Raw genomic sequence first — 13,107 nt, 5'->3', positions numbered from 1 at the left:
TTACCCTCACCCCGACCCTCTCCCACAGGGAGAGGGTCGAAAATGCTCCCTTGGGAGGGGTGAGGGAAAAAATTACTCAGCGATTTTTTTCTTCGCTGCGCGTTTTGCTTTGGTGGCAGCGGCTATTTTTTGCGTTTTAGCCGACGGTTTTTTCGCGCCCTTCTCCGCTTTCTCAGATTTCGCTTTTGGGGATTGTGGGGCTTTTGGCTGTTTCGGTGCCGCTTTGCCTTTGTCACCCCGGAAAGCGCTATCTGGCTCGAAGTTCACCTTTTTGCCTGCCTGACGACGTTTGCCGTTGCTCTTACCGCCAGCCCCTTTTTTCGCACTTTCACGCGCGGTTTTACCCACATTACGCGGCGCGCGTTCGCTGGAAATCAGGCTGAAATCAATCTTACGCTCGTCCATGTTTACGGCTTCGACGCGCACTTCTACGCGATCGCCCAGACGATACGTTTGACCGCCGGACTCACCGGTCAGGCGTTGTCCCACCTGATCGTAACGATAGTAATCGTTGTCCAGCGAGGAGACGTGCACCAGACCATCGATAAACAGCTCATTGAGACGGACGAAGAAACCAAAACCGGTCACGCTGGCAATCACACCTTTAAAGACGTTGCCCACCTGATCCAGCATAAAGTCACACTTCAGCCAGTCCGCAACATCACGCGTGGCTTCATCGGCGCGACGTTCCGCCATAGAACAGTGCTGACCTAACTGCAGCACCTCTTCCATCGAATAATGGTAGCCGCCGGTTTCGGTTGTGTTCCCCTTATGCCCCTGCTCTTGCGCTACCAGATATTTAAGGGCGCGATGCAGCGACAGATCCGGATAACGACGGATCGGCGAGGTAAAGTGCGCATAAGACTGCAGCGCCAGACCAAAGTGACCACGGTTTTCTGGATCGTAAATCGCCTGTTTCATCGAACGCAGCAGCATGGTTTGCAGCATTTCTGCGTCAGGACGATCGGCGATCGCAGTCAACAGTTCGGCGTAATCACGCGGCTCTGGCTTGCTGCCGCCCGGCAGTTCAAGACCCAGCTCCGCCAGAACAGAACGGAAAGAGGTGATGGCTTCAGTCGTCGGCTTATCGTGGATACGGAACAGCGCAGGCTCTTTGGCTTTCTCAACGAAACGCGCCGCCGAGATGTTGGCTAAAATCATGCACTCTTCGATAAGCTTGTGCGCATCGTTACGCTGGGTCTGCTCGATACGTTCGATACGGCGCTCAGCGTTAAAGATGAACTTGGCTTCTTCACTCTCAAAAGAGATCCCGCCACGCTCTTCGCGCGCTTGCTCCAGCGTTTTGTAGAGGTTGTGCAGCTCTTCGATGTGTTTGACCAGCGGCGCATATTGCTCGCGCAATTCCTGATCGCCCTGAAGCATATGCCAGACTTTGGTATAGGTCAGGCGGGCATGCGAGCTCATCACCGCTTCATAGAATTTGTAGCCGGTTAAGCGCCCTTTAGTAGAGATGGTCATTTCACAGACCATACACAACCTGTCGACCTGCGGGTTCAGAGAACACAGGCCGTTGGAGAGCACTTCTGGCAGCATCGGTACGACCTGCGACGGGAAGTATACCGACGTACCGCGACTGCGCGCTTCGGCGTCGAGCGGCGTGTTAGGGCGAACATAATAGCTGACGTCAGCAATCGCCACCCACAAACGCCAGCCGCCGCCGCGTTTCTTCTCGCAGAACACGGCGTCATCGAAATCACGCGCGTCTTCGCCATCGATAGTCACCAGCGGCAGATCACGCAAGTCCACGCGACCGACTTTGGCCTCTTCCGGCACCTGTTCGTTCAGATCTTTGACCTGTTCTTCAACCGCGTGCGGCCAGACATAAGGGATTTCATGCGTACGCAGCGCCATGTCCACAGCCATGCTGGTACCCATGTTATCGCCCAGCACTTCAACGATTTTACCGATCGCTTTGGTGCGGCGGGTTGGGCGTTGGGTGAGTTCAACCACCACCACAAAGCCCATTCGCGCGCCCATCACCTCTTCCGGTGGGATCAGGATGTCGAAGCTCATACGGCTGTCGTCCGGCACCACAAAGCCCACGCCGGCATCGGTAAAGTAACGACCGACAATCTGGCTGTTTTTAGGCACCAGCACACGCACGACGCGCGCTTCGCGACGGCCTTTACGATCGGCCCCCAGCGGCTGCGCCAAAATCTGGTCGCCGTGGATGCACATTTTCATCTGTTCAGATGACAGGTACAGATCGTCTTTACGCCCTTCGACGCGCAGGAAACCGTAACCATCGCGGTGACCGATAACGATGCCTTTCAGCAGGTCCAGACGTTCTGGCAGCGCATAGCACTGACGACGGGTAAAGACCAGCTGACCGTCACGCTCCATGGCGCGCAGGCGGCGGCGAAGGGCTTCAATTTGCTCTTCACCTTCAATATTTAATTCAACGGCAAGTTCTTCACGATTGGCGGGTTTTTCGCGCTTTGTTAAGTGTTCGATGATGAACTCGCGGCTTGGGATAGGATTCGCGTACTTTTCTGCTTCGCGGTCCTGGAAAGGATCATGTGACATAGCGGTTCCTCCGTTGTCAGCTCCGGCGAAAATTTTCTTCATTCCACCAGCAATAATTTATACAGCGGTTGATTCTCTTCAACCAAATCGGCCAGCGTGTAGTTATCCAGTTCCATAAGGAAACTTTGCACAGCCTTAGAAAGTGCCTGTTTGAGGCGGCATGCGGGGGTGATGTGGCAAAAATCGCTGCTGCAATTTACCAGAGACAGCGGCTCCAGTTCACGCACCACGTCCCCTACACGAATACTCTGCGCGGGTTTACCGAGACGAATTCCCCCGTTTTTCCCGCGGACGGCAGTCACGTATCCCGCACGGCTAAGTTGATTGATTATTTTGACCATATGATTACGGGACACGCCGTAGACCTCTGTAACTTGAGAGATACTGGTCATCTGCCCTTGTGGCAACGACGCCATGTAAATCAGCGCACGTAAGCCGTAATCGGTGAAACTCGTTAACTGCACATCAACCTCAGGAAAAGGGAAAAACGCGGTGTAACCGCAGAGATATTCAATAATGATGATAAACCAGCCAGATAGTTAACGGCGAATTTATTTAAACGGAAAGGGGTAAAAGCGGAAACAGAGGGCAAAAACCAGATGGAATGGCGTTTATCCGGCCTACGGATCGCTCCGTAGGCCGGCAGTCACGAAATTATGCGTCGAACGGGTCGCGCAGAATCATCGTTTCACTACGGTCAGGGCCGGTAGAAATAATATCGATCGGCACTTCAGTCAGTTCTTCAATACGCTTGATGTAATCCAGCGCCGCCTGCGGCAGGCCGCTACGCGCTTTCACGCCAAAGGTGGTTTCTGACCAGCCAGGCATGGTTTCGTAGATTGGCTCGATGCCTTCCCAGTCGTCAGCAGCCAGCGGAGTGGTTGTCACTTCGCGACCATCTGGCATACGGTAACCGATGCACAGTTTCACTTCTTTCAGGCCGTCCAGCACGTCAAGCTTGGTCAGGCAGAAGCCCGACAGGGAGTTGATCTGCACGGCACGACGCACGGCGACCACATCCAGCCAGCCGGTACGACGACGACGACCGGTGGTCGCGCCAAACTCGTTACCTTGTTTGCACAGGAATTCGCCGGTTTCATCAAACAGCTCAGTCGGGAATGGACCTGCACCCACGCGAGTGGAGTAAGCTTTGATGATACCCAGAACGTAATCCACATAACGCGGGCCCAGGCCGGAGCCGGTCGCCACGCCACCCGCAGTGGTGTTAGAGGAGGTCACGTACGGATAGGTACCGTGGTCGATATCCAACAGCGTACCTTGTGCGCCTTCGAACATGACGAAATCGCCACGCTTGCGCGCCTGGTCCAGCAGATCGGACACATCCACAACCATACCGGTCAGGATATCCGCTACCGCCATGACATCATCCAGCACTTTCTGGTAGTCAACAGCGTCAGCTTTGTAGAAGTTCACCAGCTGGAAGTTGTGATATTCCATCACCTCTTTCAGTTTGTCAGCGAAGGTGGCTTTGTCGAACAGGTCGCCAACGCGCAGACCGCGGCGAGCAACTTTATCTTCATAAGCAGGGCCGATACCACGGCCAGTGGTGCCGATAGCTTTTGCGCCACGCGCTTTTTCACGCGCCACATCCAGCGCCACGTGATAGTCGAGGATTAGCGGGCAAGCTTCGGAGAGCAGCAGACGCTCACGAACCGGGATACCACGGTCTTCCAGGCCTTTCATCTCTTTCATCAGCGCAGCAGGAGACAGCACGACACCGTTACCGATGATGCTGGTCACATTGTCGCGAAGAATACCTGATGGAATGAGATGGAGGACGGTTTTTTCACCGTTGATTACGAGAGTATGGCCCGCATTGTGACCACCCTGATAGCGTACAACATATTTAGCACGTTCAGTCAGAAGATCAACGATCTTCCCTTTACCTTCGTCACCCCATTGGGTGCCCAGTACGACAACGTTGTTACCCATTTTTAAAAATCACCGATTGCTTAAAAATGGATTCTACCACCGCTTTTTCAGATATACAGCACTTTTTGCCCGCAATATAAGGCAAATCCGACCACTTTTTGATCAGCCAATCGTTTTCCTCAACATGTAGTAGATAACGATACCGGCAACCACAAGACCCCCTCCAAAACGACGCAAAATATTATCCGGCAGTTGGCTCATGGTGGCGATCATGCGTCGCCAGGCACGCGGATAAAGCATCGGCCCCAGGCCTTCCAGCACCAACACTAACGCTAGTGCCAACAGGATGGTTGAATTCATTTTGGATCCTTATAAAAGAAAACCACCGCCTCGGAAGAGAGCGGTGGTTTGATCACTCAAACGGCGTTGAGTTTATCGCGTGGCGTTGCCTGGCGTCTTCATATAACGGAAGAAATCGCTATCCGGGCTGAGCACCATCACATCCTGGTTGCTCTGGAAGCTGTTTTCATAAGCACGCAGGCTACGGATAAAGGCATAGAAATCCGGATCCTGACTGAATGCATCAGCAAACAGTTTCGCGGCTTCTGCATCGCCTTCACCGCGCATAATGCGGCCCTGACGTTCAGATTCTGCCAGCGTTTTCGTCACTTCATAATCGGCAGTGGCGCGCAGCTTTTCAGCTTCTTCCTGACCTTGTGAACGGTGACGACGGGCAACCGCTTCACGCTCAGCGCGCATACGGTTGTAGATCGCTTCGGACACTTCGGCAGGCAGGTTGATCTGCTTAATACGCACGTCAACGACTTCGATACCCAACGCAGCCATACTGTTCGGGTTGATCACCGGCGCTTTGCCGTTAGTCTCGGTCTGAACACGTTCAGCTGCTTTCGCAATCGCATCATCTGCGGCTGGCGTTGCCACTTCGTCTTCGGTACCCGCAGAACCGGAGTTCAGCGCATCACGGACTTCAATCGTCAAACGACCACGAGAATCGGTTACGATATCTTTCACATCCAGACGACCAATTTCAGAACGCAAACGGTCAGAGAACTTACGTTTCAGCAGCACTTCCGCCTGAGAGACGTCACCGCCGCCCGTTGCAAGATAGTAGCGGCTAAAATCGCTGATACGCCATTTGATGTAGGAATCGACGATCAGGTCTTTTTTCTCTTTGGTCACGAAACGGTCGGCCTGGTTATCCATAGTCTGGATACGGGCATCAAGCATTTTCACTGATTCGATCATCGGGAGCTTGAAATGCAGACCCGGCTCGAAAACCAGCGGTTTGTTTTCATCGTCACGCAGAACTTTGCCGAAGCGCATGGTGATACCGCGTTCGCCCTCTTTCACTACAAAGATTGAGGCATAAAGCACTACCAGCACGATGATAATTATCGCAATAACTGACTTACGCATCGTTATTCCCCCTGACGCTGGCTGTCGTTACGCTGCGCGTTAGCGCGACGTTGGTCCATGATGTCACCATCGGTTGAAGACGACGTGTTTTTGGCGTTAGAGTTGCTCCCGGACGCAGGAGGCAGGCGCAGCAGATTGTTAGCTCCGCTGTTATCCTGTTTCGCGCCGGATGCATTACCGCCTTTCAGCATCTGGTCCAGCGGCAGAACCATCAGGTTGCCACCTTTGCTGTCATTCACCAGCACTTTACGGGTATGGCTCAGCACTTTCTCCATGGTCTCGATATACAGACGTTCACGGGTAATTTCCGGAGCGGCTTTATATTCAGGCAGGAGCTTAGCAAAGCGGGCTACTTCACCCTGCGCTTCCAGCACGGTCTGAGTCTTATACGCACGCGCCTCTTCGAGGATACGTTGCGCCTGACCGTTAGCACGTGGCTGAACTTCGTTGGTGTAGGCTTCTGCTTCACGGATGTACTGCTGCTCATTTTCACGAGCGGAAATCGCATCATCAAACGCAGCTTTCACCTCTTCCGGCGGACGAGCAGCCTGGAAGTTGACGTCCAGCAGGGTGATACCCATGTTGTACGGACGAATGGTCTCTTCCAGCTCACGCTGGGTATCGCTACGAATAACGGTACGACCTTCAGTCAAAATACGATCCATGGTGTATTTGCCGATCACACCACGCAGCGCACTGTCAGTCGCCTGACGCAGGCTATCGTCCGCGCTAGTCACACTGAACAGGTAGTTTTTAGGATCGGTGACGCGGTACTGCACGTTCATCTCGACGCGAACCACGTTCTCGTCAGAAGTCAGCATCACGCCGGACGCCGCCAGTTCACGAACCGATTCTACGTTGACCGCAGTCACGTTATCGACAAACGTTGGCTTCCAGTTCAGACCCGGCTCAACCAGATGGCTAAACTTGCCGAAGCGAGTGACAACACCGCGCTCAGCTTCTTTAATGGTGTAGAAACCGCTGGCGGCCCAAATGATCACCACGGCAGCGGCAACAATGCTCACTACGCGGCCACCAAGGTGCGGGCGCGGCCCCTGCGGGGCATTTCCGCCGGAACCTGAACCGGAACCTTTACCACCAAAACCGCCCAGCTTTTTACTTAGCTTGCGGAAGATGTCGTCCAGATCAGGAGGCCCCTGCTCGCGACCACCTTTGTTGCCATTTCCCCCAGAGTTGCCGCCTTGATTATTGCTGCTTCCCCACGGGTCGCGGTCTTGTCCGTTATTACCGGGCTGATTCCACGCCATGTATATGCTCCATATTTGTTATGCAAGGGCGAATATCTTCAGGACTACCCTAATCTGATCAGACTACGTAGTCGATCAACGTAGGTTCTTGTTTACAGAGGCGACGCCAGTCAACGATTGGCATACGCACCTGCATCCCCACGCTGCCGTCATCCTCCATCCACTCTTTTTCTATCGCCTGAAGTTGATAAAACCGGCTGCGCAGCTTGCCTTCCTGTGGTGGCAGACGCAGCGTGTGCTGAGCAACCTCACCGGAAAGACGTTCTGTTAAAGCCTGGAAAAGCAGTGGCACGCCAACCCCGGTCTGTGCAGATAGCCAGACCCGAATCGGTTTGTTCTCATCATCTCGGTCGATACGCGGCTCGAAGTCTTCGAGCATATCGATTTTATTCATCACCAACAGCGTTGGGATATCGTCCGCTTCAATCTCTTCAAGTACGGTATTCACCGCATCGATATTTTCCTGCAAGCGGAAATCGGCGGCGTCAATAATATGCAGCAGCAGGGTCGCCTGACGCGTCTCCTGCAAGGTCGCTTTAAACGCCGCCACCAAATCGTGTGGCAAATGACGAATAAACCCTACGGTATCCGCCAGCACGGTTTCGCCGACATCCGCAACATCAATACGGCGAAGCGTAGGGTCGAGCGTCGCAAACAACTGGTCTGCGGCGTAGACTTCAGCATTGGTAATCTGGTTAAACAGGGTGGATTTACCGGCATTGGTATACCCCACCAGCGACACCGTTGGGATGTCAGCTTTGGTTCGCGAACGACGTCCCTGCTCACGCTGTTTCTCGACTCTTGCCAGTCGCGAAAGGATCTGGGTAATACGACCACGCAGTAGTCGACGGTCAGTTTCGAGCTGGGTTTCACCCGGGCCGCGCAAACCAATACCGCCTTTTTGTCTTTCAAGGTGGGTCCAGCCACGCACAAGGCGCGTTGCCAGATGACGCAATTGCGCCAGCTCAACCTGCAATTTACCCTCGTGGGTACGTGCACGTTGAGCAAAAATATCTAATATCAAGCCGGTACGGTCGATAACACGACATTCACACAGACTTTCGAGGTTACGCTCTTGAGCCGGAGACAACGCATGATCAAACAGCACGACTGACGCGCCGGTTGCTTTTACGGCTTCCGCAATTTCGATTGCTTTACCTTCGCCTACAAAAAACTTCGGGTGCGGTGCTTTACGACTACCAGTAATCACCTGCATTGCTTCGACGCCAGCAGAAGAGACCAGAGCTTCAAACTCCTCAAGGTCTTCTTTATCTTTGTCTTGCGTAAAATAGATGTGTACCAGCACCGCATGCTCACCGGCATCATAACGGTCAAACAAGCGTATTATCCTCAATATAAATCAGCGGGGAACGCAGAAAACCTGGCTCCCCGTGTGGAAAAACAGCCCGCAACCTTATTCGGTTTCGTCGCTGTCTTGCGCAGGAGCAGAAGAACCCTGTGCGTTGCTGCCATGATGGAAGTTACTACCGGTGCCGCCGCCAGCGTTGTTGCTGTGATGAGAAACTGGACGGGACGGAACAACAGTAGAGATAGCGTGCTTATAAACCATCTGGCTGACCGTGTTTTTCAACAGGATCACGAACTGATCGAAAGATTCAATCTGACCTTGCAGCTTAATACCATTCACCAAATAAATAGAAACTGGAACACGTTCACGACGCAGTGCGTTCAAGAACGGATCTTGTAAAGATTGCCCCTTAGCCATTCTCTCTTTTCCTTATATGTTTGTTTTGTACTTAGAACCTTGCGATTCTGAAAAATTGCGCACGGTACGACTTAATTGTACACACTCAGTCTGCGATAGCACCCACAACCTGTAAAACTTCGTTGTATGACTGTTCAGGTTTTTCACTGTCTAACCAGTGAATCCCCTCCCAACCACGCAACCAGGTTATCTGCCGCTTCGCCAACTGTCTGGTGGCGCAAACACCTCGGTAAACCATTTCATCGTATGAGATCTCACCTTCAATGTATGACCACATCTGGCGATATCCGACACAACGAATGGAAGGCATGTCCGTATGCAAATCTCCGCGAGCAAATAACGCCCGCACTTCTGCTTCAAAACCTGAAGCTAACATCTGATGAAAACGCTGCTCAATTCGTTGATGGAGCAGTTCACGGCTCGCCGGGGCGATGGCGAACTGATGCACCTGATACGGCAGAGCCTCGCCTGACGTTTGCGTCAGTTCCGTTAAAGTTTTACCCGAAATGAAAAAAACTTCCAGTGCTCGGGAAAGCCTTTGCGGATCATTTGGATGAATCCGTGCTGCGGCAACCGGATCAACCTCTTCCAGTTGCTTATGCAACGCGCTCCATCCCTGCTCTGCCGCCTGCTGCTCAATCTTGGCTCTTACTTCAGGATCCGCTGATGGCAAAGGTGATAGCCCCTCCAACAGCGCCTTAAAGTAGAGCATGGTACCGCCGACCAACAACGGTATCCGTCCCGCCGCGGTTATCTCAGCCATCTCAGCGAGCGCATCGCGACGGAAATCCGCTGCGGAATATGCCTGCGCCGGGTCGAGAATATCCAGCAACCGGTGCGGTGCCGCATGCAGTTCTTCTGCATTTGGCTTCGCCGTGCCGACATCCATCCCTTGATAAATAAGGGCAGAATCGACGCTAATCAACTCTACTGGCAAAACTTTACGTAACTCAATGGCTAACGCCGTTTTACCGGAGGCCGTAGGCCCCATCAAAAAAATCGCCTTAGGCAGGCTCGCCTTACTCACATCACTCATCTTTCAGGGCTTTCATCGCCGAATGCAAATCAACAGGTTGTAATAAACCACCCGGCGGAGCTTTGACCAGCTGTGGACAAAGACGTTCAACTTCCGCCAATACGGTAATGGCCTGAGCCATACTCCACAGATTGTGGTCACTCGCCAGATGGCGGGCGATCCACTGCGCGGTATTGGCAGCGTTAAAGGATGTTTGCTGCGCCAGGTAGCCTATCAGTTCAGGAATCAAGTTTTGTAAATTTTGTTGGCGTAAGGGTAAAGGCACCGCGCGAATGGTCACATGATGTGCTTCTACAACAAATTCAATGCCCATTTCCACCAATACCGCTTTCGCACGGTTTAAAACCGCCACTTCTTCTGCTGACACTTTAAGCCGGACGGGAATCAACAGCGGCTGTGCGCACGCTGCGTTTGTTCCCGGCGTCAGTTGCACTTGTTTGAGCCAGCGCTCCGCGACGGGTAACGCCAGCAACGCAAGGTGGCTATCGCGTTCAAGTAAAGCCATGTCCGGCGCAATAATAGTCAGCACGCGCCCAAAACTCTGGATGTGCCCATCCAGTGCCGGAGCCGACTGCGCGACATTCTCTTTCCGCTCAACTGCGGGAGTATCCAGTAATTTGCTGTAAAGCGCACCCTGCTGTTTCTGATAAACCGGTGCATGGGGATAGTTCGCCCCGGTTGGACGCGGCGCACTTGCGCCCGATGAATAGCGCGGCACTTCAGGCTGTCGCGCAACCGCAGGCTCAGCAAACTGGTTGCGCCCCGCCGCGACGCGGTTTTCCGGGATCGGTCGTGGGCTGATGGCGTCTTCGGTCAGCGGTAACGACGGCTCAGCCTGCTGCTGAAGCACGCTCAGCACGCCCTGATAAATAAAATCGTGAACCAGTCTCGACTGATGGAAACGCACCTCATGCTTGGCTGGATGCACGTTGACATCCACTTGATGCGGATCGATTTCAAGATAAAGCACAAACGCAGGCTGCTGATCGGCACCCAGTTTGTCTTCACAGGCCTGGCGAATCGCATGATTTATCAGACGATCGCGCATCATGCGGCCATTCACATAGCAATACTGAATCTCAGCCAGCGTCGCGTTCATCGTTTTTGGGTCGGCAACCCAGCCGCGCATCGCTAGATCGCCATGCTGCCACTCAATCGCCAGCGCCTGTTCGAGAAAAGCCGTACCGCAAATTGCGCCCAGACGGCGCTCTTTCTGCCCGCCTTCTGCCACTGCGCGGTACTGGCGCATCACCTTGCCGTTATGGCTGAGGTTGATCGTGACATCAAAACGGGCCAGCGCGATTCGGCGAATGATCTCGTCGATATGGTTGAATTCGGTTTTTTCGGTGCGCATGAACTTGCGGCGCGCGGGCGTGTTGTAAAACAGATCCAACACTTCCAGCGTCGTACCCACCGGGTGGGCGGCGGGTTTGACCGTCACGTCCATATCACGCCCTTCGGCGTAAGCCTGCCAGGCTTCTTGCTGTTCAGCCGTGCGGGAGGTGAGTGTCAGTCGGGATACGGAGCTGATACTGGCCAGCGCCTCGCCACGAAAACCGAGGCTGATAATGGCTTCCAGATCGTCGAGCGAGGCAATTTTACTGGTGGCATGACGCGCCAGCGCCAGCGCCAGCTCGTCTTTTTTGATGCCGCAGCCGTTGTCACGGATGCGGATAAGCTTTGCACCACCGCGCTCGATATCAATATCGATGCGGGTCGCACCCGCATCAAGACTGTTTTCAACGAGTTCCTTCACAACCGATGCAGGACGCTCTACCACTTCGCCGGCGGCGATTTGGTTCGCAAGCTGCGGCGGCAGAACCTGAATCGGCATGAGTTCTCCTTAGTGGGTCGCGCTCATCTCACCGGGAAGGGCTGCGCTGGCAGTTTGTCCCCCGCCCCCTGGCGGCGCTGACTGTAACGGGTGTGACGCAAAGTAATTGCGCAAACCGTTGTAAATAGCATCGGCGATTTCCTGCTGATAACTGTCGCTCGCCAGCAGGCGCTCTTCGCCGTTATTACTGATAAAACCGGTTTCGACCAGAATCGACGGGATGTCCGGAGAACGCAACACGCCAAGACTGGCGTGCTCAGGGCGACGTTTGTGGATAGCCCCCACGCTCTGCAACTGGCTTATCACGTTAGTGGCAACATCATACCCGACGCGCTGGGAATGACCGAATTGTAAATCCAGCACCGCCTGGCTGAGATACGGGTCGGACTGACTGTTCGCCAGCACATCACCTGCGCCACCCAACAGTTCAGACTGTTTCTCGTGCTCTTCCAGCCAGTTCGCCATCTCGCTGTTAGCGCGACGGTTCGACAACACCCAAACGGAAGCGCCAGTCGCGCTGCGATTTGGCGCAGCATCCGCATGAATTGACACCAGGAAGTTAGCGTTTTGCTTGCGCGCAACGTCAGAACGCCCCATGACGGAGATAAAGTAATCGCCATCGCGCGTCATCACGCCTTTAAACATCGGGTCATCATTCAGCCGTTCACGCAATTTGCGCGCAATGGCGATGGTGACATTTTTCTCGCGCGTACCGCCAGGGCCAATTGCGCCAGGATCTTGCCCACCGTGCCCCGCATCAATGGCGATAATCACTTTCTCGCCACTCGTATTCGTGGCAGGACGAGCGCGAGCCGCTGGGCGCGTGACCGTATTGCTGCTGGTGACGCTGGTCATGCGATCGTTTTCCGCTTTGAACGGATTACGTGCGGGTTCAGACGGACGCGATGCAACAATCGGCGCTTCAACGCGTTTCGCCACGACAGGCGGTGGCGGTGGAGGCGGCGGAGCATCAGCATTAATAGTAAAGACCACGGTGTAATTCGCACCGTTTTGCTGCTTCACGGCGCGGGTTTTACCGTTTTGGGTGAGATCGACCACCAGCCGTAATGACTGCGCATCTTTCGCCGTACCGGAGCGAATACTTTTGACCAGGTTATTGCCGCTAAATTGCAGCGGCAGGCCCTGAATCACCCCGGTCTGTTTGATATCCAGCGCCACGCTGCGCTTATCAACCTGCGAAAACGCATAATCGGGATCGCCCATAAAACTGAAGGTTATCCGCGCCTGCGAATCACCGTTGGAGACCTGAATATCCGATAAACTTGCGGCTCCGGCCTGTGCGCACAGCAGCACCGTTGCAGCCAACAACCAACCTTTAACGCGATTAATCATCCCGTTATCCCTG

The 13,107-nt window shown here is 54.0% G+C and carries 11 protein-coding genes; all 11 read right to left on the bottom strand.

Features of this window, described 5'->3' with window-relative positions:
• Positions 1 to 72: 72 nt before the first annotated feature.
• The 11 genes from rnr to amiB all read right to left on the bottom strand — a co-directional run bounded on the left by rnr (position 73) and on the right by amiB (position 13,094).
• Complete coding sequence (gene rnr / locus ACKI5T_RS14750; RefSeq protein ID WP_407438370.1) at positions 73 to 2,547, bottom strand: ribonuclease R; 2,475 nt, start codon at positions 2,545 to 2,547, stop codon at positions 73 to 75.
• 38 nt (positions 2,548 to 2,585) lie between these two features.
• Entirely contained in the window at positions 2,586 to 3,011 is a 426-nt protein-coding gene (gene nsrR / locus ACKI5T_RS14745) for a nitric oxide-sensing transcriptional repressor NsrR (protein ID WP_011915622.1), read from the bottom strand.
• Between the two features lie 190 nt (positions 3,012 to 3,201).
• Positions 3,202 to 4,500, bottom strand: coding sequence for an adenylosuccinate synthase (locus tag ACKI5T_RS14740; protein WP_407438368.1), 1,299 nt, complete (start codon positions 4,498 to 4,500; stop codon positions 3,202 to 3,204).
• 102 nt (positions 4,501 to 4,602) lie between these two features.
• Positions 4,603 to 4,800, bottom strand: a complete 198-nt coding sequence (locus ACKI5T_RS14735; RefSeq protein WP_011915620.1) for a DUF2065 domain-containing protein — start codon at positions 4,798 to 4,800, stop codon at positions 4,603 to 4,605.
• A gap of 72 nt (positions 4,801 to 4,872) precedes the next feature.
• A complete protein-coding gene (gene hflC, locus ACKI5T_RS14730; RefSeq protein ID WP_011915619.1) occupies positions 4,873 to 5,877 on the bottom strand; it encodes a protease modulator HflC in 1,005 nt (334 codons plus the stop codon).
• A 2-nt stretch (positions 5,878 to 5,879) separates the two neighbouring features.
• Positions 5,880 to 7,145, bottom strand: a complete 1,266-nt coding sequence (hflK, locus tag ACKI5T_RS14725; RefSeq protein ID WP_407438366.1) for an FtsH protease activity modulator HflK — start codon at positions 7,143 to 7,145, stop codon at positions 5,880 to 5,882.
• 58 nt (positions 7,146 to 7,203) lie between these two features.
• Complete coding sequence (hflX, locus tag ACKI5T_RS14720; protein ID WP_235134587.1) at positions 7,204 to 8,484, bottom strand: ribosome rescue GTPase HflX; 1,281 nt, start codon at positions 8,482 to 8,484, stop codon at positions 7,204 to 7,206.
• A 75-nt stretch (positions 8,485 to 8,559) separates the two neighbouring features.
• Positions 8,560 to 8,871 (bottom strand): RNA chaperone Hfq, encoded by a 312-nt coding sequence (gene hfq / locus ACKI5T_RS14715; RefSeq protein ID WP_011915616.1) that lies wholly within the window; start codon positions 8,869 to 8,871, stop codon positions 8,560 to 8,562.
• 85 nt (positions 8,872 to 8,956) lie between these two features.
• Positions 8,957 to 9,907 carry a tRNA (adenosine(37)-N6)-dimethylallyltransferase MiaA gene (gene miaA / locus ACKI5T_RS14710; protein WP_407438363.1) on the bottom strand — a complete coding sequence of 317 codons (951 nt, stop codon included), beginning with the start codon at positions 9,905 to 9,907 and terminating at the stop codon, positions 8,957 to 8,959.
• Complete coding sequence (gene mutL / locus ACKI5T_RS14705) at positions 9,900 to 11,741, bottom strand: DNA mismatch repair endonuclease MutL (RefSeq protein WP_407438361.1); 1,842 nt, start codon at positions 11,739 to 11,741, stop codon at positions 9,900 to 9,902. The genes miaA and mutL overlap by 8 nt, the downstream gene beginning before the upstream one ends.
• 9 nt (positions 11,742 to 11,750) lie before the next feature.
• Positions 11,751 to 13,094 carry an N-acetylmuramoyl-L-alanine amidase AmiB gene (amiB, locus tag ACKI5T_RS14700; protein ID WP_407438359.1) on the bottom strand — a complete coding sequence of 448 codons (1,344 nt, stop codon included), beginning with the start codon at positions 13,092 to 13,094 and terminating at the stop codon, positions 11,751 to 11,753.
• Between the last annotated feature and the right edge of the window lie 13 nt (positions 13,095 to 13,107).

The sequence above is a fragment of the Lelliottia sp. genome (assembly GCF_045627565.1).
Classification (GTDB): Bacteria; Pseudomonadota; Gammaproteobacteria; order Enterobacterales; family Enterobacteriaceae; genus Enterobacter.
The sequence above is the reverse complement of the archived record's forward strand: the minus strand, read 5'-3'. Positions and strand labels throughout refer to the sequence as shown.